Annotated in this window: 22 protein-coding genes; 12 read left to right on the top strand and 10 right to left on the bottom strand. The window is 73.4% G+C overall.

What is annotated here, in order from left to right:
* Positions 1-73: 73 nt before the first annotated feature.
* Complete coding sequence (locus tag ACFZP7_RS06260) at positions 74-976, top strand: LysR family transcriptional regulator (RefSeq protein WP_385634049.1); 903 nt, start codon at positions 74-76, stop codon at positions 974-976.
* 6 nt (positions 977-982) lie between these two features.
* Here the strand turns inward: ACFZP7_RS06260 and ACFZP7_RS06255 are convergent, their stop codons facing one another.
* Together ACFZP7_RS06255 and ACFZP7_RS06250 are read right to left on the bottom strand one after the other, a co-directional pair.
* Positions 983-1450 (bottom strand): pyridoxamine 5'-phosphate oxidase family protein, encoded by a 468-nt coding sequence (locus ACFZP7_RS06255; RefSeq protein ID WP_019327602.1) that lies wholly within the window; start codon positions 1448-1450, stop codon positions 983-985.
* Entirely contained in the window at positions 1447-1923 is a 477-nt protein-coding gene (locus tag ACFZP7_RS06250; protein ID WP_125771790.1) for a Rieske (2Fe-2S) protein, read from the bottom strand. Before ACFZP7_RS06250 ends, ACFZP7_RS06255 begins: the two co-directional genes overlap by 4 nt.
* Before the next feature lie 192 nt (positions 1924-2115).
* On the opposite strand from ACFZP7_RS06250, the gene ACFZP7_RS06245 reads away from it, so the two are divergent.
* Positions 2116-2877: a HipA family kinase gene (locus ACFZP7_RS06245; RefSeq protein WP_220671709.1), complete on the top strand. Its 762-nt coding sequence runs from the start codon at positions 2116-2118 to the stop codon at positions 2875-2877.
* On the top strand, positions 2874-3257 hold the full coding sequence (locus tag ACFZP7_RS06240) for a DUF3037 domain-containing protein (RefSeq protein ID WP_019327599.1): 384 nt from the start codon (positions 2874-2876) through the stop codon (positions 3255-3257). The genes ACFZP7_RS06245 and ACFZP7_RS06240 overlap by 4 nt, the downstream gene beginning before the upstream one ends.
* 22 nt (positions 3258-3279) lie before the next feature.
* Here ACFZP7_RS06240 and ACFZP7_RS06235 read toward each other — a convergent pair whose 3' ends face one another.
* Positions 3280-4083 (bottom strand): hypothetical protein, encoded by an 804-nt coding sequence (locus tag ACFZP7_RS06235; protein ID WP_385634048.1) that lies wholly within the window; start codon positions 4081-4083, stop codon positions 3280-3282.
* 275 nt (positions 4084-4358) lie between these two features.
* Between ACFZP7_RS06235 and fabG the strand changes: the two genes are divergently transcribed.
* The 5 genes from fabG to ACFZP7_RS06210 all read left to right on the top strand — a co-directional run bounded on the left by fabG (position 4359) and on the right by ACFZP7_RS06210 (position 9181).
* On the top strand, positions 4359-5120 hold the full coding sequence (fabG, locus tag ACFZP7_RS06230) for a 3-oxoacyl-ACP reductase FabG (protein WP_019327597.1): 762 nt from the start codon (positions 4359-4361) through the stop codon (positions 5118-5120).
* 43 nt (positions 5121-5163) lie between these two features.
* Positions 5164-5925 (top strand): SDR family oxidoreductase, encoded by a 762-nt coding sequence (locus ACFZP7_RS06225; RefSeq protein WP_019327596.1) that lies wholly within the window; start codon positions 5164-5166, stop codon positions 5923-5925.
* Positions 5926-6134: 209 nt separating this feature from the next.
* Complete coding sequence (locus tag ACFZP7_RS06220) at positions 6135-7721, top strand: ABC transporter substrate-binding protein (protein WP_031020797.1); 1587 nt, start codon at positions 6135-6137, stop codon at positions 7719-7721.
* Positions 7722-7806: 85 nt separating this feature from the next.
* Positions 7807-8490, top strand: a complete 684-nt coding sequence (gene ung, locus ACFZP7_RS06215) for a uracil-DNA glycosylase (RefSeq protein WP_046249042.1) — start codon at positions 7807-7809, stop codon at positions 8488-8490.
* Between the two features lie 121 nt (positions 8491-8611).
* Positions 8612-9181 carry a hypothetical protein gene (locus ACFZP7_RS06210; RefSeq protein ID WP_385634047.1) on the top strand — a complete coding sequence of 190 codons (570 nt, stop codon included), beginning with the start codon at positions 8612-8614 and terminating at the stop codon, positions 9179-9181.
* Positions 9182-9311: 130 nt separating this feature from the next.
* Here the strand turns inward: ACFZP7_RS06210 and ACFZP7_RS06205 are convergent, their stop codons facing one another.
* The 3 genes from ACFZP7_RS06205 to ACFZP7_RS06195 all read right to left on the bottom strand — a co-directional run bounded on the left by ACFZP7_RS06205 (position 9312) and on the right by ACFZP7_RS06195 (position 11097).
* A complete protein-coding gene (locus ACFZP7_RS06205) occupies positions 9312-9821 on the bottom strand; it encodes a hypothetical protein (protein ID WP_385638356.1) in 510 nt (169 codons plus the stop codon).
* A 103-nt stretch (positions 9822-9924) separates the two neighbouring features.
* Positions 9925-10437: a DinB family protein gene (locus ACFZP7_RS06200; protein WP_385634046.1), complete on the bottom strand. Its 513-nt coding sequence runs from the start codon at positions 10435-10437 to the stop codon at positions 9925-9927.
* A gap of 42 nt (positions 10438-10479) precedes the next feature.
* Positions 10480-11097, bottom strand: a complete 618-nt coding sequence (locus ACFZP7_RS06195; protein ID WP_385634044.1) for a TetR/AcrR family transcriptional regulator — start codon at positions 11095-11097, stop codon at positions 10480-10482.
* A 99-nt stretch (positions 11098-11196) separates the two neighbouring features.
* On the opposite strand from ACFZP7_RS06195, the gene ACFZP7_RS06190 reads away from it, so the two are divergent.
* Positions 11197-12378, top strand: a complete 1182-nt coding sequence (locus ACFZP7_RS06190; RefSeq protein WP_127442208.1) for an FAD-dependent monooxygenase — start codon at positions 11197-11199, stop codon at positions 12376-12378.
* A 13-nt stretch (positions 12379-12391) separates the two neighbouring features.
* Positions 12392-13297 (top strand): Gfo/Idh/MocA family protein, encoded by a 906-nt coding sequence (locus ACFZP7_RS06185; RefSeq protein WP_385634042.1) that lies wholly within the window; start codon positions 12392-12394, stop codon positions 13295-13297.
* Here ACFZP7_RS06185 and lnt read toward each other — a convergent pair.
* Positions 13221-14795, bottom strand: coding sequence for an apolipoprotein N-acyltransferase (gene lnt / locus ACFZP7_RS06180; RefSeq protein WP_385634041.1), 1575 nt, complete (start codon positions 14793-14795; stop codon positions 13221-13223). The two genes, ACFZP7_RS06185 and lnt, sit on opposite strands and share 77 nt — an antisense overlap.
* Before the next feature lie 169 nt (positions 14796-14964).
* On the opposite strand from lnt, the gene ACFZP7_RS06175 reads away from it, so the two are divergent.
* Positions 14965-15705: an SDR family oxidoreductase gene (locus tag ACFZP7_RS06175; protein WP_062138121.1), complete on the top strand. Its 741-nt coding sequence runs from the start codon at positions 14965-14967 to the stop codon at positions 15703-15705.
* Between the two features lie 122 nt (positions 15706-15827).
* Here the strand turns inward: ACFZP7_RS06175 and ACFZP7_RS06170 are convergent, their stop codons facing one another.
* From ACFZP7_RS06170 to ACFZP7_RS06160, 3 genes are all read right to left on the bottom strand, one after another.
* Positions 15828-16007 (bottom strand): hypothetical protein, encoded by a 180-nt coding sequence (locus tag ACFZP7_RS06170; protein WP_030976321.1) that lies wholly within the window; start codon positions 16005-16007, stop codon positions 15828-15830.
* A gap of 60 nt (positions 16008-16067) precedes the next feature.
* Positions 16068-16943, bottom strand: a complete 876-nt coding sequence (locus ACFZP7_RS06165; protein ID WP_385634040.1) for an undecaprenyl-diphosphate phosphatase — start codon at positions 16941-16943, stop codon at positions 16068-16070.
* Between the two features lie 203 nt (positions 16944-17146).
* Entirely contained in the window at positions 17147-17926 is a 780-nt protein-coding gene (locus ACFZP7_RS06160) for a TVP38/TMEM64 family protein (protein WP_019327583.1), read from the bottom strand.
* Positions 17927-17975: 49 nt separating this feature from the next.
* Between ACFZP7_RS06160 and ACFZP7_RS06155 the strand changes: the two genes are divergently transcribed.
* Complete coding sequence (locus ACFZP7_RS06155; RefSeq protein ID WP_270883439.1) at positions 17976-18698, top strand: DNA alkylation repair protein; 723 nt, start codon at positions 17976-17978, stop codon at positions 18696-18698.
* Positions 18699-18704: the final 6 nt, after the last annotated feature.

The raw sequence follows: 18704 nt of genomic DNA, 5'->3' as shown, positions 1-18704 counted from the left end.
CGATCAACGATGGGGGAGCCGTTCTCGTAGCACAATCGAGATTTCGCACGCAGTATCTCGTAGCATCGCTTACATGTTGAACCTGGAGCGCCTGCGCACGCTCGACGCCCTGGCCCGGCACGGATCGGTCAGCGGCGCCGCCGCCGGTCTGCACATCACCACCTCGGCCGTCTCCCAGCAGCTGGCCAAGCTGGAGCGCGAGGCCGGACAGCGGCTGCTCGCCAAGAACGGGCGCGGTGTACGGCTCACCGACGCCGGCCGGCTGCTCGCCGAGCACGCGGCCCGCATCCTCTCCCAGGTCGAGCTGGCCCAGGCCGACCTGGAGGCACAGCGCGGGCAGGTGGCGGGCGAGCTGCGGCTGTCGGCGTTCCCCACGGCCGCCCGCGGGCTCTTCCCCGCGGCCCTGGCCGCCCTGCGCGCCGAGCACACCGCGCTGCGCCTGCGCTCCTGCGAGCTGGAGCCGGAGCGCGGCATCAACGGCGTGGTCCGCGGCGACCTCGACCTGGCCGTCGTACTGGACTGGTACAACAAGCCGATGCCGCTGCCCGACGGCCTGGTCAAGGCGCCGCTCCTGGACGACCCGGCCGACGTGGCCATGCCGGCCGGGCACCGGCTGGCGGACCGGGAGGAGGTGGACCTGGCCGAGTTCGCCGAGGACGAGTGGATCACGTGGGGAGAGGGCGAGTTCTGCCACGAGTGGCTGATGTTCACGCTGCGGTCCAAGGGCATCGAGCCGATCATCGGCCACCGCGCCGCCGAGACCCACACCCAGCTCGGGCTGGTCGCCGCGGGCCTGGGCGTCTGCATCGCCCCGCTGCTCGGCCGTCACCCGATGCCCGAGGGCGTCCTCACCGTGCCGATCAGACAACGGGTGCGCCGCCACGTGTACGTCGTTTGGCGCGCGGACGCCGACCGCCGCCCGTCGATCCGGGCGGCGGTCCAGGCGCTGCGGACGGCGGCGGAGCGGCTCGGCTGACCGGCCCTAGGGTGACGCCAGCTTGCGGAAGTCCCAGGAGACGACCTTCTCGGGCGTCAGCCGCAGCCAGGCGTGCCGGCCGTCGTGCGGCATCTCCTCCAGCCGGAAGTGCTTGCGGGCGAACAGTGTCTCCGGCAGGTCGAGTTCGGCGCACAGCTCCCCGGTGCGCGGCACCTCGCCCACGAACTCCACCCGGCCGGACAGCTCCGCGCCCCGCAACTCGTCGTACTCCTCGCCGGTGTCGACGACGATCGCCACCCGTGGGTCGCGCCGCAGATCGGCCCAGCGCCGGCTGCGGACCACCGAGTACAGCCACAGGGAGGCACCGTCCCAGGCGAACCAGAGCGTGCTCACGTGCGGAGTGCCGTCGGCCGAGACCGTGGCCACGCGGCAGGTGCGCTGCGCGGTGAGGAAGGCGTCCAGCTCGCCGGGCGTCATCATGATCCTCCGGCCCCGGCGCTGGGCGACGGTCATCCGGCCAGCCGGATCGAGTCCCCGCTGACCGTGATCCCCACGGCCGGCAGCGGCTTGGTCGCCGGGCCGCCCTGCACACTGCCGTCGGTGATCGAGAAGTTGCTGTTGTGGCAGGGGCAGTTGATGACGCCGTCGGACACGCTCTTCACGGCGCATCCCTGGTGCGTGCAGGTGGCGGAGAACGCCTTGAACTCTCCCGCCGTCGGCTGGGTGACCACCACCTTCTGGTCGGCGAACACCTTCCCGCCGCCCTCGGGGATGTCGGCGGTGGCCGCCAGCGCGGCTCCGGCGGCCTCGCCACCGCCCGAGTCGGCACCGGCACCCTCGGAGGCGGGCGGCGCGGCACCGTCGCCCGACGCGTCGTCGTCGGAGCCCGAGCAGGCGCTCAACGCGACGGCGAGTCCCGCCGCTCCGGCCGCCGCCACGACGGTACGACGGGCCGGGCCCGCGGGCTGAAAGGGGGCGCTGGTCATGCTGGGGTTCCTTCCGGGACGGATGCGTGATGATCTGCCGAGAGGTACGGCCCCGGGGCACATGCTGTTCAGACCGTGCCGAGATGCTGTCGTGCCGACGGTCGGACGGGCGTAAAACACGGCTGTCGATTCGCTGTCGACGCGGTCCCGGCCACGGTCCGCCGGTCCGCGCCACGCCGGTAACCTGGGGCGATGCTCAAGGAAGTCACCGCGACCCGCTACATCGCCCCCCTGCGCGAGGGCGGTTCGCTGCCGGGTCTCGTCGAGGCCGACGACCTGGGGACCTACGTCCTGAAGTTCACCGGCGCCGGGCAGGGCCGCAAGACGCTCGTCGCCGAGGTGGTCTGCGGGGAACTCGCCCGCCGGCTGGGCTTCCGGGTGCCGCGGCTGGTGACGGTCGAGGTCGATCCGGTGCTGGGGCTCGGCGAACCCGACCCGCAGGTGCAGGAGCTGCTGAAGGCGAGCGGCGGCACCAACCTCGGCATGGAGTTCCTGTCCGGCGCTCTCGGCTACGATCCGCTCGCCTTCGAGGTCGGCCCCGAGGAGGCCGGGCGGATCGTGTGGTTCGACGCGCTGGTCAACAACGTCGACCGGTCCTGGCGCAATCCCAACCTGCTGCGCTGGCAGGGCGAGGTGTGGCTGGTCGACCACGGCGCGACCATGATCTGGCACCACAACTGGCCGGGCGCCCGGACCTCCGCCGCCCGCCCCTACGACGCCACCGACCACGCCCTGAGCCGCTTCGCCCCCGACGTCGCGTCGGCCGCCGTCGCGCTCGCGCCGCTGGTCACCGAGGAGCTGCTCGCCGAGGTCACCGCCCGCGTCCCCGACGTATGGCTGCTGGACGAACCCGGATTCGCGAACCCGGACGAACTGCGGCGTGCCTACGCCCGGCCGCTGATCGAGCGGGCCGCCACCATCCACGAGCGCATCAGGACCGAGGGGGACCGGTGAGCGACCGCCACGTCTACGAGTACGCGCTGCTGCGCGTCGTGCCCCGCGTCGAGCGCGGGGAGTGCGTCAACGCCGGAGTGCTCGTGTACTGCCGGGCCCGGTCCTACGTCGGTGTCCGCACCCACCTCGACGAGGCGCGTCTGCTGGCCCTCGACCCGCGCGTCGACCTGCCCGGCGTCCACGCCGCGCTGCGTGCCGTGGAGGGCGTGTGCGCCGGCGGGGCGGCGGCGGGGCAGGCGGCCGGGGACGACCCGGGCCGTCGCTTCCGCTGGCTGATCGCGCCGCGCTCCACGATCGTCCAGCCGGGCCCGGTGCACACCGGTCTCACCACCGACCCGGCGGCGGAGACGGAGCGGCTGCTCGACCTGCTGGTCCGGTAGCCGCCCCGCGCGCCCTCCCGGGTCAGACGCGGCGACGGAGCCGGAACACGCACGCGGCGGCGAACGCGGCGCCCGCCACGCAGGCCAGTCCGATGCCGATGTCCCGGGCGCCCGGCCCGGCGCCCGCGGCTCCGCCCAGTCCGCCCCGGGTCCCGAGCGTCGGGGTGACGGCCGGGGAAGTGGCGGGGGCCGGGACGGCCGAGTTCGCTGTGGGCGTGGCGGCCGGGGCCGGGGTGGTGGGGGTCGGGCGCGGCTTGGACGTCGCGGAGATCGTCGGGTCCTGCCGCCGCGGCGCCCCGCCGGCCGAGCCGCCGGCCGCCTCCCGGGCGGCGTCGAAGCCGGCCTGATCGAACGAGCCCTGGTCGAAGGAACCCTGGTCGGTCCGGCCCTCGTCGGGCCACTCGGCGTCCGCACCGCCCTGGCCGAAGCCGCCTTGGTCGAAGCCGCCCTGGCCGAAGCCGCTCGGGTCGAGGTCGTCCCGGCCGTTCCCGCCCTGGCCGTTGCCGCCCTGGTCGGGCCGGTACTCGTCCGGACCGCCCGTGCCGGCTCCGGCTCCGTCGGTCCCTCCCTCGCCGGACGGGCCGTCGCCGAACGCGTCCGGCGAGAGCGCGTCCGGGGAGTACGCGTCCGGCGAGAGCGCACCGGGCGCGTACGGGTCGGCGGCGAACGGGTCCGCGCCGAGCGGGTCGCTGTCGGAGACGGACCGGGCCGCCTCGACGGGGGTGCGGGTCCAGGAATCCGGCTCCTGGGCGTGTGCGGGATCGGCCAGCGGCACGATCGCGGCGATCGCGACGGCTATGCCTGCGGCACCGGTACGACGGCGCATGGACGCCTCCTTTCCGGCCACGAGGGGCTCGGCCTCCGACGCTAGGGCTCCGGCGGCGCGTCGGCCCGCAGCGCTGGGCCGATCGGGTTGGGGCCGGCGGGGTGGCGCGGTGGTGGGCCCAGGTAATGGATCACACCGGGCCGGTGTCCCGTTGACACCGGGTGCCAGGGCTTCTAGCGTCACGTCTGCGGAAGGTACTAAGCGGTCGCTCACCCACGGTGGCAGGCCGTGGAATCCCGCACGGGCCGCATCCCCAGGACGAGGAGAAGCAGCAGATGTCCACCACTGAGCAGCGGGTAGCAGTCGTCACCGGAGCCGCGCGCGGCATCGGCGCCGCCACCGCCGTACGACTGGCCGCCGAAGGCCGCGCCGTCGCCGTCCTCGACCTCGACGAGGCGGCCTGCAAGGACACCGTCGAGAAGATCACCGCGGCCGGCGGCAAAGCGATCGCGGTCGGCTGCGACGTCTCCGACGAGGCGCAGGTCGAGGCGGCCGTCGCCCGGATCACCGAGGAACTGGGCGCGCCGACGATCCTCGTCAACAACGCGGGCGTGCTCCGCGACAACCTGCTGTTCAAGATGAGCGTCTCCGACTGGGACACCGTCATGAACGTGCACCTGCGCGGCGCCTTCCTGATGTCCAAGGCGTGCCAGAAGCACATGGTGGACGCCGGCTTCGGACGCATCGTCAACCTGTCCTCCTCGTCCGCGCTCGGCAACCGCGGCCAGGTCAACTACTCCGCCGCCAAGGCCGGTCTGCAGGGCTTCACCAAGACCCTCGCCAAGGAACTCGGCAAGTTCGGCGTCACCGCCAACGCCGTCGCCCCCGGCTTCATCGCCACCGAGATGACCAAGGCCACCGCCGACCGCGTCGGCATGGGCTTCGAGGACTTCAAGGCCGCCGCCGCCACCCAGATCCCGGTCGCCCGGGTCGGTGAGCCCGACGACATCGCCAACGCCATCGCCTTCTTCACCGGCGAGGCGGCCGGTTTCGTCTCCGGCCAGGTGCTGTACGTGGCCGGCGGACCGCTCGACTAGGGCGCGCGGAGAACAGGGAAGACTGGACACAGGGACCACTGACATGACTGAACTCCCCGCCCTCTCCGGCAAGGTCGCGCTGGTCACCGGCGCCAGCCGCGGCATCGGCTACGGCGTCGCCGAGGCACTGGTCGCGCGCGGCGACCGGGTCTGCATCACCGGTCGCAACGAGGAGGCCCTGAAGGAGGCCGTCGACAAGCTCGGCGCCGACCGGGTGATCGGCGTCGCCGGCAAGGCGCACGACGAGGCCCACCAGGCCGTCGCCGTCGAGCGCACGATGGAGGCCTTCGGCCGGGTCGACTTCCTCGTCAACAACGCCGGCACCAACCCGGTCTTCGGGCCGATCGCCGACCTCGACCTGAACGTCGCGCGCAAGGTCTTCGAGACCAACGTGATCTCCGCGCTCGGTTTCGCCCAGCGCACCTGGCACGCCTGGCAGAAGGACAACGGCGGCGCGATCGTCAACATCGCCTCCGTCGCCGGCCTGTCGCCCTCGCCCTTCATCGCCGCCTACGGCGTCAGCAAGGCCGCGCTGATCAACCTCACGGCACAGCTGGCGCACGAGTTCGCGCCGGGCGTGCGGGTCAACGCCATCGCCCCGGCGGTGGTGAAGACCAAGTTCGCCGCCGCGCTCTACGAGGGCCGCGAGGAGGAGGCCGCCGCGGGCTACCCGCTCGGCCGGCTCGGCGTGCCCTCCGACATCGGCGGCGCCGCCGCCTTCCTCACCTCCGAGCAGTCCGCCTGGGTCACCGGTCAGACGCTCGTGGTCGACGGCGGCATCTTCCTCAACGCCGGCGTGGCCTGATCCCGCCCGTCCCCGCTCCGCGGGGGCACGCGCCGCACACGGGCGCCGTCGATGACGACGGCGCCCGTGTCCGCGTGTCGAGACCACGGGGTCATGACAACGTAGTCATCGCCAAATGATCAAAACCCCTGTTCAGAAGGGGGTTCAGGTGACGTGGGGCTGCGGTATGGTCTGCCGACCCTTGGTACGGCGGATCGAGGAGCGTGCGCGTGTTCAACCGGAACCGAGGCCTGCGGCGGATCGCGGCCATCGTGTCCATATCTACGCTGGTCACCGGATGCGGCATCCTGTCGTCCGACAGCTCGGAGGACGAGGGACCCATCATCGTGGGCACGACCAGCGCGCCCAGCACCCTCGACCCGGCCGCCTCCTGGGACGGTTCCTGGGAGCTGTTCCGCAACGTGTACCAGACGCTCCTCAGCTACCCCAACGGCGCGACCGCTCCGCAGCCCGACGCGGCCGAGAGCTGCGCGTTCACCGACTCGACGAACCAGGTGTACCGCTGCGAGCTGCGCGAGGGCCTCACCTTCTCCAACGGGAAGCCGCTGGACGCCCAGGCGGTCAAGCACTCGATCGACCGCATCAAGGACATCAACGTCAACGGCGGTCCCGCCGGCCTGCTGGGCACCCTCGACCGGGTCCAGGCGCCGAGCGAGCGGGAGGTGGTCTTCCACCTCGCCGAGCCCGACGCCACCTTCCCCTTCGTCCTCGCCACGCCCGCGATGTCGATCGTCGAACCCGGCGGCTACCCGGCCGACGCCCTGCGCGAGGACGGGAAGGTCGTCGGCTCCGGCCCGTACGCGCTCCAGTCGTACGAGGACGGTGAGCGGGCCGAACTCGTCCGCAACGACCGCTACAAGGGGTTCGCCGACCGCCACAACGACGCGGTGACCATCCGGTACTTCAAGGACTCCGCCGGCATGGTGAAGGCGCTGCGCGACGGGGAGATCCAGGTCACCTACCGCGGCCTCGCGGCCGACGACGTCATCACCCTCCAGGGCAAGGCCAGCAAGGACGAGGACCTGCAACTGGTCGAGGGCAGCGGCACGGAGATCCGCTATCTGGTCTTCAACCCCGAGGACCCGTGGGCCGGCAAGAAGGAGGTCCGCCAGGCCGTGGCCCAGGTGATCGACCGCGCGGCGATCGCCCACAAGATCTACCAGGACACCGTCGACCCGCTGTACTCGATGGTCCCCAAGGGCCTGACCGGTCACACCACGGGCTTCTTCGACGATTACGGCGACCCGAGCGCCGACAAGGCCCGCGACATCCTCACCGACGCCGGCATCACCGAGCCCGTCCCGCTCACCCTCTGGTACACGAGCGACCGCTACGGCTCCGAGACCGCGCTGGAGTTCCAGGAGATCAAGCGCCAGCTCGACGCCTCGGGCCTGTTCGAGGTCAAGCTCGAGAGCCGCCCCTGGAAGACGTACGTCACCGGCTACCAGAAGGGCGAGTACCCGGTGTTCGGGCGCGGCTGGTCGCCCGACTTCCCGGACGCGGAGAACTTCATCGCGCCCTTCGTCGGCGAGCAGAACGCGCTCGGCACGCCCTACCCGGCGCCGGAGATCACCGGCGAGCTGCTGCCGCGCTCCCGCCGGGAGAGCGACCGCGCCAACGTCGAGAAGGACTTCGAGCGCGCGCAGCAGATCCTCGTGGAGGACGCGCGGCTGCTGCCGCTGTGGCAGGGCAAGCAGTACGTGGCCACCAGCACGGACATCTCCGGCGCGGAACGGGCCATGGACCCGTCGACGATCATGATGATGTGGCAGCTGTACCGCAAGACCAGCTGGTAGGCGCGGGCGGGCGGCGGGGCCGTTGTCAGTGGTCGCCGGTAGGTTTTGAGGACCGGAAGCGACCGCACAGCGTAAGGAAGTTGACGTGACCGACATCGCCATGCTGCCCGAGTCCTGGCGCGAGGTGCTGGGCGGCGAGCTGCAGCAGCCCTACTTCAAGGAGCTGATGGAGTTCGTCGAGGAGGAGCGGGCGAAGGGCCCCGTCTACCCCCCGCGCGAGGAGGTCTTCGCCGCGCTGGAGGCCACGCCGTACGACCGGGTGAAGGTGCTGGTCCTCGGGCAGGACCCGTACCACGGCGAGGGCCAGGGCCACGGCCTGTGCTTCTCGGTGCGGCCGGGTGTGAAGGTCCCGCCGTCCCTGCGGAACATCTACAAGGAGATGCACGCCGAGCTGGGCACCCCGATCCCGGACAACGGCTATCTGATGCCGTGGGCGAAGCAGGGCGTCCTCCTGCTCAACGCGGTGCTCACGGTCCGGGCCGGCGAGGCCAACTCGCACAAGGCACGCGGCTGGGAGCTGTTCACCGACGCGGTGATCCGCGCCGTGGCCGACCGGCCCGACCCGGCCGTGTTCGTCCTGTGGGGGAACTACGCGCAGAAGAAGCTGCCGCTGATCGACGAGGAGCGGCACGTGGTGGTGAAGGGCGCGCACCCCTCGCCGCTGTCGGCGAAGAAGTTCTTCGGCTCCCGGCCGTTCACGCAGATCAACGCGGCGGTCGAGAAGCAGGGCCACGAGGCGATCGACTGGACCATCCCGAATCTGGGCTGATCCGGGCGGCGGGCGGGCCGGCACCGACCGGCCCGCGCGCGTCACGGGCCGCCTGACCGGGATTACCGGTATGTGCCGTTAGCGTCGTCGGGGACAGCCGACGACGGGCACGGAGGACGCGGTGGCCAAGGGACAGGAGCAGGCGGCGCCGGACGCCGTCCTGACGCGGATCGGACAGGTCGCCATGCTGCACCACGCGGGCGACCGTGAGGAGGCCCGGTCCCGGTTCCTCGGCCTCTGGGCGGAGATCGGCGAGCACGGCGCCCCGCTGCACCGCTGCACCCTGGCCCACTACCTCGCGGACACCCAGGACGACCCGGGCGACGAACTGGCCTGGGACCTGCGGGCCCTGTCGGCCGCCGAGGAGCTGGCGGGGGAGGGCTCCGGGGACCGGGAGGGAGGCGGGGGCGAGCCGGCGGCCGCGCGGGCCCTGTACCCCTCGCTCCATCTGAACCTGGCCGCCGACTACGACCGGCTCGGCCACCGTGAGGCCGCCCGGCTGCATCTGCGACGGGCCCGCCGCGCCGCCGCCTTCCTGGCCGCCGACCGCTACGGCGACCGGGTGCGCGCGCAGATCGACCGGCTGGCCCGGCGGCTGGCCGACACCGGCCCGGACGGCGAGGCCGGTCCCGCCACGGAGGGGCCCGACCGTCCCGACGGCTGGTGGGGGCCGCCGCGGCAGCGCCCGTAGCGCCGCTCCGGCGTTCCCCGCCGCCGTACCGACGGTGCGCTTCCGCGCCCCGCCCCCGGCGCGGTGGGACCGGCGGCGGCCGAGGGGAGTCCACGCGAGCGCGGGACACGGGGCACGCGGTCGCGCGGACTCAGCGCCCGTACGTCTGCTCGCAGATGACCGACTCCGGGCTTCCCGGACGCCAGCCGCCGTACTGCTTCCCGAGGGAGCAGATGTTCGCGTCGGCTCCGGGGTCCTTGCCGGGCGACCGCGGGACGTCCGGGACCACGGCACGGGGCCGCTCGGGGGCCCGGGCCGGCGCCGACGCCTCGGGGCGGGCCGGGGGCGGCTGCTGCCCGGCGCGCTCCCGGGGGACCGGTGCCCGCTCCCGCGGCGGCGGCGCCGGGGGCGCGGTCCGACGCGGTTCGTCGGCCGTGCGGCCGGGGCTCCGGGAGGGGCCGATCATCTCCAGTGCCTCACGGGCCGGCGCCTGTACGACCCGTGGTTCGGACGGGCCGTCCGGGTGCGGCGCGGCCGAGCGGGCCCCGGCCGCCGACGGGTCGGCCGGGGCCGGACTCCGGACCGTCGTACAGCCGGTCAGGGACGCGGCCACGGTCACCAGGAGAGCTGCGGTGGTCGTCGTTCGATGCACCCGCGCCACTCTGGCGGGTCGGATCGCCGCCGCGGCGCCGGACAGGCGGAGGTTGCCCCGCACGGGTGATCCGCGGCCCCTTACGGAGGCCCGGGGGCCGGCCGGGCTGACGTCACTCGCCCGTGGCGCCGTCGAGGCGTTCGCGGATCAGGTCGGCGTGCCCGTTGTGGCGGGCGTACTCCTCGATCATGTGGGTGTGGATCCAGCGCAGGGTGTAGCGCTCACCGGTGCGCCGGTGCCTGCCCCGGGTCGGTGCGTCGAGGGGGACGTCGGCCGCGTTGCGCCGGGCCGCCTCGATCTCCGCCTGCCAGGTGGCCTCGGCCTCCTGGAAGGTGTCGGTCTCGGTCACCCGGAAGTCGCCGTCCGGGTCCTCGTCCGTGTAGTAGATCGGGTCGGCGTCCTCGTCCGCCAGCACCCTGCGGTACCAGCTCCGCTCCACCTCGGCCATGTGCCGCACCAGCCCCATGAGGGACAGCGTGGAGGGAGCGACGGCGGCGGTCCTGAGCTGCGCGTCGGTGAGGCCCTCGCACTTCCACGCGAGGGTCTGCCGGTGGTACTCCAACCAGCCTTCCAGCATGGTGCGTTCGTCGAGGTCGGGGACGGGTTCACGGCGTTCGGTCGTCATGTCCGCATCCTTGCCCACCCGGCCGCGCGCCACCACGTGATTTCAGCGGCCGATCATGCCGCCCAGCACCTCGCGCAGCCCCGCCCGCACCTCGGCGAGGCCCGGCACCTCGGCGTGGAAGGTCCCGGCCACGCAGCTGAACATCAGCCCGTCCGCCCACGCGACCAGCGACAGCACGTGCCGCGCGGGGTCGGCCGAGCCCATGGCCGTGACGAGGGCGCCCAGCTGCTCCCGGAAGCGGGCGCCCGCCGCGTCGAAGTGGGCGCGCAGCTCCGGGCGGCGCGTCGCCTCCAGGGCCAGCTCGTACCGCGCCAGCGTCAGATCGCGGTTGCGGGTCAGCGCCCGGTGCGTGGCCAGCGCCAACGCGTCCACCAGGGCGTCCAGGCCGGCCCGGGGGTCCGGCATCTCGTGCAGCGCCAGCGCCTTCGCCTCCCGGTCGGCCAGCCGGCGCACCGTCAGTTCCAGCAGCGCCTGCCGGGTCCGCGCGAGGTTGGAGGTGGAGCCCTGGGGGAGACCGGCGGCCTCGTCGACCGCGCGGTGCGTGAGTCCGCGCATCCCGCGCTCGGCGAGCAGGGCGAGCGCGGTGTCGGCGACGAGGTCGGCGCGGGAGGCGCCCGCAGGAGACGGGGGAGACGCGGGGGACACGGTGCGTGCGGACATGCACGCCAACCTACCTCGCTCACTACGGCTGTAGTACAGTCGAGGGGAAGGTGCACTACAGCTGTAGTGTCCGCGGTGGTCCGGAGGAGGAGCGGAGTCATGACAGCGACGAAGCGGGCGGTCGTGATCGGCGGCGGCATCGGGGGCCTCACCGCCGCGGCGGCCCTGCACCTGCGCGGCCTGCGCGTCACCGTCCTGGAGCGGGCGCCCTCGCTGCGGCCGATCGGCGCGGCCATCTCCCTGTCGCCCAACGCCCTGCGCGCCCTGGACGTCATCGGCCTCGGCGACGAGATCCGTGACCTCGCCGCCTGGCAGGGGGACGGGGGACTGCGCACGCCGGGCGGGCGCTGGCTCTCCCGCTCGAACGCCGAGGCCGCGGCGGCGCGTTTCGGCGGGCCGCTGGTGCTGCTGCACCGGGCCACGCTCATCGACCACCTGGCCGCCCGGCTGCCCGGGGGCGCCGTCCGCACGGCCGCCGACGCGCTGCTCGCCGACCCCGGCGACCGCGACCGGCCGGCCAGGGTGCGCACGCCGGAGGGCGAGCTGGAGGCCGATCTGGTCGTCGCCGCCGACGGCATCCACTCCGGCGTACGCGCCACCCTCTTCCCGGACCACCCCGGTCCCGTCTACTCCGGCTTCACCACCTGGCGGGTGGTGATCCCGGTCCCCGGCGCCGACTTCGCCTCGCACGAGACCTGGGGCCGGGGCCGGATCTGGGGGACGCACCCGCTCAAGGACGGCCGGGTCTACGCCTATGCCGCCGCCGTCACCCCGGCCGGCGGCCACGCGGCCGACGAGAGGGCCGAGCTGCTGCACCGGTACGGCGACTGGCACCACCCCGTCCCCGCCGTCCTCGCCGCCGCCCGCCCCGAGGACGTGCTCCGTCACGACGTGCACCACATCGCCGAGCCCCTGCCCGCCTACCACCGGGGCAGGGTCGCCCTGGTAGGCGACGCCGCGCACGCCATGCCGCCGACCCTCGGGCAGGGCGGCAACCAGGCGATCGAGGACGCGATCGTCCTCGCCCACCACCACGACGACCTGAGCGCCTACACGGCCGCACGCCTGCCCCGTACGACCGCCGTCGCCCGCCAGGCCGTCAAGGTGGCCCGGCTCAACCTGATGACCAACCGGGCCGGCGTCGTCGTCCGGGACGCGGCCCTGGCCGCCCTCTCCAAGGCCGGACCCGCTCTGTTCCTGCGGAGCTTCGACGGCATCGCCGACTGGCGGCCGCCGCAGCCCCCGTATGCTTCCCGGCAGACCCAGGTCGGCGAGCGTTAGAGGAGTGCACCCCGTGAAGGTCGGCGTCATCGGACTCGGCGACATCGCGCAGAAGGCGTACCTGCCGGTGCTCGCCGTCCTGCCCGGGGTCGAGCTGCACCTGCAGACCCGCACCCCGGCCACGCTCACCCGCGTGGGCGGGCGACTGCACCTGCCGCCCGCCCAGCTCCACGCCGACCTCGACGCGCTCCTCGGCGCCGGCCTCGACGCCGCCTTCGTGCACGCGCCGACCGCCGTCCACCCCGAGATCGTGACCCGGCTGCTGGAGGCAGGCGTCCCGACCTACGTCGACAAGCCGCTCGCCTACGAACTGGCGGACTCCGAGCGCCTGGTCACCCTCGCCGAGGAGCGCGGCACCAGCCTCGCCGTCGGCTTCAACCGGCGCCACGCACCCGGGTACGCGCAGTGCGCCGAGCACCCGCGCGAGCTGATCCTCATGCAGAAGAACCGCACCGGGCTGCCCGAGGACCCGCGCACCATGATCCTCGACGACTTCGTCCATGTCGTCGACACCCTGCGCTTCCTGGTGCCGGGGCCGGTCGACGACGTGACCGTGCGCGCCCGCGTCCGGGACGGTCTGCTCCACCACGTCGTCCTCCAGCTCGCCGGGGACGGCTTCACCGCCCTCGGCGTCATGAACCGGCTCAGCGGCTCGGCGGAGGAGATCCTCGAGGTCTCCGGCCAGGACACCAAGCGCCAGGTGGTCAACCTCGCCGAGGTGATCGACCACAAGGGCCAGCCGACCGTGCGGCGACGCGGCGACTGGGTCCCGGTGGCCCGCCAGCGCGGCATCGAACAGGCGGTGCTGGTCTTCCTGGAGGCCGTGCGCGCCGGCGAGGTGCTCAGCGCCCGGGACGCGCTGGAGACCCATGAGCTGTGTGAGCGGGTGGTACGCGCGGTGCACGAGCGTTCCGCCTGAGCCGCACCGTCCGTACGCCCTCGCCGACGCCCCAGGCCGCGAGGACCAGCAGTGACGCGTGCAGCGTCCAGTCACCGAAGCGGACATACGGCGTCGTCCCGTGCGTCACCGGGATGTCGTACACCCGCGACTCGCTCGCGTCCGTGCCGAGCCACGACCCGACGCGGGTGCCGTTCGCGTCGTAGACGGCGGAGACGCCCGTCAGCGTGGAGTGCACCATCGGCCGGCCGGTCTCGGCGGCGCGCAGGGCGGCGAGCGAGGCGTGCTGCGCCGGCGCCCAGGTGTGCTGGAAGGTCGACGTCGACGACTGGGCGAGCAGCACCTCGGCGCCGTCGGCGGCGAGCCGGCGGCTCATGTCGGGGAACGCGCTCTCGAAGCACACCATCGGGCCGATCCGCAGCCCGTCCCCGACGTCCATCACCACCTGCCGGTCGCCCCGCCTGCGGTCCTCGCCGGCGGCCTCGCCCACGGACGTGGCCCAGCCCAGCAGGGACCGGGCCGGGACGTACTCCCCGAAGGGGACCAGCCGCATCTTGTCGTACCGGTCGCCGGTCGGACCGTCGGGGCCGACGAGCACCGAACTCTTGTAGATGCCCGGCTTGTCCGAGCGCCGCGCGTCCACGTTGACCAGGATGTCCGCGCCGGTCTCCCGGGACAGCGCGGCGAGCCGCCGGGCCAGGTCGGGCCGGTCGTCCAGATCGAAGCCGACGCTGCTCTCGCCCCAGACGATCAGGTCGAGGTCCCGGCCGGCGAGTCCCCGGGTCAGCTCCTCCTCGCGGTCGAAGCGCCGCTCGGCACTGTCCGCCCCGGCGACGACCCCCGGCTGCACCACCCCGATCGCCACCCGCTCACCGTCGTCGGGCCGCGGTGCCCAGACCCAGGCGGCGGAGGTGGCCGCGGCGGTGGCCAGCAGCCCCGCGAGGGCGGGCACCCGCGCCCGGCGGACGGCGACGAGCACCGCGACGGCCACGTTCACGGCCACCACCAGGAAACTCAGCAGCCACACCCCGCCCACCGAGGCGAGTCGCAGCGCCGGCGCCACCTGCCACTGACTGGCCCCGAGCACCCCCCAGGGGCCGCCGAGCCCCTCCCAGGAGCGGACCAGTTCCACCGCCAGCCAGCCCGAGGGCAGCACCACGAGGGCCGCGGCCACCCGGCCGGCGGAGGCCGCCCCACCCAGCATCCGGCGCACCAGCCAGCCCCAGGGCGCCCACAACGCGCCGAGCAGCGCGGCGACGACGAAGGTGAACACGTGCAGGTTGGGCAGCAGCCAGTGGTGCATGGCCAGCATGAACCCGAAGCCGCCGCACCACCCGTCGTACGCCGCGCGCTTCCCGCCCGGCGCGGTCCGGGCCAGCAGCAGCCAGGGCACCAGGGCGACCCAGGCCCACCACCACAGGGCCGGGCCCGGGAAGGCGAGTACCGGGAGCGCGCCGGCGAGCACGGCGGCGGCCGAGCGGCGCCACGGGGAGGCGAGCCAGTGACCGAGCGTCTTCATGGGCGCCTCCCTACCCCGTGGTCCCTTCAGTGTGCGCTCTCGACGAGGGCGGATTCAGTTGATCACATCGGGTGTCCAGGCCCGGTGAAGCGCGGCCTCGCCTAGGATGATCGATGATCGATCAAACGCGCCGGGGTGCTCGCCCCGCCGATCCTCGCTGGAGGCAGTCATGGCACGTCCCATCACGGTGGTCACCGGTGGCAGCCGGGGTATCGGCGCGGCGACCTGTCTGCGGCTCGCGGCCGACGGCCACGACGTCGCCGTGGGTTACGTACGGGACGCCTCGGCCGCGGAGGCGGTGGTGGCCGGGGTGCGCGAGGCGGGCGGACGCGGCCTCGCGGTGCGGGCGGACACCTCGGTCGAGGCCGACGTCGAGCGGCTCTTCGACGTGGCGGAGGAGCGGCTGGGACCGGTGACGGGGCTGGTGAACAACGCGGCGGTGACCGGTCCGCTCGGCCGGCTCACCGACACCGACACCGACACCCTGCGCCGGGTCCTCGACGTCAATCTGCTGGGCGTGCTGCTGTGCGCCCGGCGCGCCGCGCGGCTGATGACCGCACGGGGCGGCGGCGTGATCGTGAACGTGTCGTCGGGGGCCGCGACCATCGGCAGCCCGGGGGAGTACGTCCACTACGCGGCGAGCAAGGCGGGCGTCGATGCCCTCACCGTGGGGCTGTCCAAGGAGCTGGGCCCGGACGGCATCCGCGTCAACGCGGTCGCGCCCGGGGTCACCGACACCGAGATGCACGCGGCCATGGGCGATGCGGATCGTGCCCGGCGGATGGGGGCGGCCGTCCCGCTGGGGCGGCCCGGCCGGGCGGAGGAGATCGCCGCGGCCATCGCCTGGCTGATGTCGCCGGACGCCTCCTACACCACGGGGGCGGTCCTGCGGGTGGCCGGCGGACGCTAGGGCCTGTCGTTCGGATCGGGGCGGCCGAGAGCGACGGTGCGTGCCACGCCCCGCGACGCCGACTTGATTGGAACGACAGGCCCGGGGGAGCGCCGGACGGGCCTCTCGGCCGAGGCGGCCGGTCAGGCCGCCTCGACGACCTCGCCGCGGATCGCCGAGGCCCATTCGACCACCAGCAGCTCGTACTCCGCGCGCTCCTGTGCCGACAGGGTCCCGCCCGCACGCCGCCACAGGGCACGGATCTGATCGTTCAGCTCCGCCGCGGAGCGCACGGAACCAGGGGTCACGGAATCGGGGGACATGCGGACAAGCCTAGGGGCAAGCACTGACAGTCCGCTACCGGACGGCTACGGAAGCGAGGGTCAGCCGGCCGACTCCGCGGCGTGCGGGCTCAGGACCCCCGCGAAGACCAGCACGATGATGACGATCCCGAGCGCGATGCGGTACCAGACGAACGGCATGAAGCTCTTGGTCGAGATGAACTTCATGAACCACGCGATCACCGCGTACCCGGTGACGAAGGCGATGACGGTCGCGAAGAGCGTCGGGCCCCAGGAGACGTGGTCGCTCTCCATCGCGTCGCTCAGCTCGAACAGCCCGGACGCCAGCACCGCCGGGATGGCAAGCAGGAACGAGTACCGGGCCGCCGCCTCGCGCCGGTAGCCCATGAAGAGGCCGCCGCTGATGGTCGCCCCGGAGCGGGAGACGCCGGGGATGAGGGCCATCGCCTGGCAGAGGCCGTAGATCAGACCGTCCCGGACGGACAGGTCCGTCAGTTCCTTGCGCTGCTGCGGCGCACGGTGCCGGCCGCCCTTCTCGTCCCGGGCCGCCATGCGGTCCGCGACGCCGATGATCACACCGACGACGATCAGCATGGTCGCGGTGATCCGCAGGTCGCGGAACGGACCCTCGATCTGGTCCTTGAGCGTCAGCCCCAGCACGCCGATCGGGATGGAGCCGACGATCACCAGCCAGCCCATGCGCGCGTCGGGGTCGCGGCGCATCTCCTTGTTCGTCAGCGACCGCGTCCAGGCGGAGAGGATCCGCCCGATGTCCTTGCGGAAGTAGATGAGCACGGCGGCCTCGGTGCCGATCTGCGTGATGGCGGTGAAGGCCGCGCCCGGGTCGTGCCAGCCGGAGAACGCCGCGGTCAGGCGCAGGTGCGCGCTGGAGGACACGGGAAGGAACTCGGTCAGCCCCTGGACGAGTCCGAGGATGAGTGATTCGAACCAAGACATGAAGTTACGGAGTCCAAGTGCCGGGCGAAAACGGGCATGGGCACACCGAACCGGCGTGCGGTGATCGGGATCAGGCGTGTCGAGGGGCAGCGTAGCGCCCCAAAGTGAAGATCAGCCCACAGGGGGGAGACGCCTTCCGGTCTCTCTTCCGGCTCTCTTCCGGCGCTCGTCCGCCCGTCGGCGGGCCCCGGCGCGAGCCCCCGTCAGCGCCCGCGCAGCCGGTGCCGCTTGCGCCAGGCCACCACCGCGCCCGCCAGGCCCGGCAGCGCGATGCAGGCCAGCGCGATCAGGAAGGCCGGCGAGGTCGGCGTCGAGGCACGGGCGCCGGCCACCACGTAGGCGGCGGTGTTGGGGATCGAGCCGAGCGCCGTCGCCAGCAGGAACGGCAGCAGCCCCATGCGGGAGACGGCCGCGCAGTAGTTGGCGGCGGCGAACGGCACACCCGGGAAGAGCCGGGCGGCCAGCATCGAGCGGAAACCGTGCCGGCTGAGCTGCCCGTCCGCCGCCTTCAGCCACTTGCCCCGCAGCAGCGGACGCAGCGCCTCCTGGCCCAGCACCCGGCCCAGGCAGAAGGCGATGCCCGCGCCGAGCACCGTCCCCGCCAGCGCCGAGGCGAGGCCGAGCTGCGAACCGAACAGGGCACCCGCGGCCAGGTTCAGCAGCGGACGCGGCACGAACGCGACGGTGCACAGCCCGTACGCCACCGCGTACGCGACCGCCGCGGCGGCCCCGCCGAGCTGCGGAGGCCAGCCGTCGGTCAGTAACTGCTGCGGCTGGAACAGCAGGACCGCCGTCGCGGCGGAGGCCAGCAGCAGGACGAGCAGGGAGAGCCGGGACCACGGGGAGAGCAGGACTCTGGTCAGGCGGGCGGCGAATCCGGTCGGCGGGACCGGCCCGGCGGCCGTGGCGACGGCGAGCTCTGCCGCAGCGGTCCGGGGAGAGACCGTGGCGGTGCCCCCAGAGCGGGTGGTGGCATCGAACATCCGGCGACACTAACCGACATATGTGTGTGATCGCCGTATGGTGCGTCTCATGAGCGTCACAGCCAGGGGAATTCCGGACGTGCCGCACAGCCCCTACGCGGACGCCGTGACGGAGCGGCTCACCGCCGTCTACGGTGCCGCCGCCGATCCCGAACGGGCCGCCGGCATGCGGGCGTACATGCGGGACGTCGCGCCCTTCCTGGGCCTGACCTCGCCCGTTCGCCGTTCCCTGTCCCGCACCGTGCTCGAGGGAACGCCCCGGCCCGACGAGCGGGACCTCATCGCCGTCGCGCTCCGCTGCTGGCGGATGCCCGAGCGCGAGTACCACTACTTCGCCGTCGACCTCCTGCGCCGGCATGTGACGCATTGCTCGTCCGGATTCCTGCCCGTGGCCCGGCATCTGGTCACCACGGTGCCGTGGTGGGACACCGTCGACCTGCTCGCCGCCCACGTCGTCGGGGCACTGGTCGCCGCCGACCGCGGACTCACCGCCGACATGGACGCCTGGAGCGCCGACGACGACCTGTGGCTGGTCCGCACGGCGCTGCTGCACCAGCTGCGCTACAAGGAACGCACCGACACCGAACGGCTCTTCGGCTACTGCCTGCGCCAGGGCGGCCACGGCGACTTCTTCGTCCGCAAGGCGATCGGCTGGAGCCTGCGCGAGTACGCCAAGACCGATCCGGACGCCGTACGCGCCTTCCTCGCCCGGCACGGCCGGCGCCTGGCACCGCTGTCCGTGCGCGAGGCCCTGCGCACCATCGGCCCCTAGCGGACC

This window comes from Streptomyces sp. SudanB5_2050, from assembly GCF_964272335.1.
GTDB classification, from domain to species: Bacteria; Actinomycetota; Actinomycetes; order Streptomycetales; family Streptomycetaceae; genus Streptomyces; species Streptomyces rochei.
Note: the sequence above shows the minus strand (reverse complement) of the source record. Positions and strands in the feature narration are given on the sequence as shown.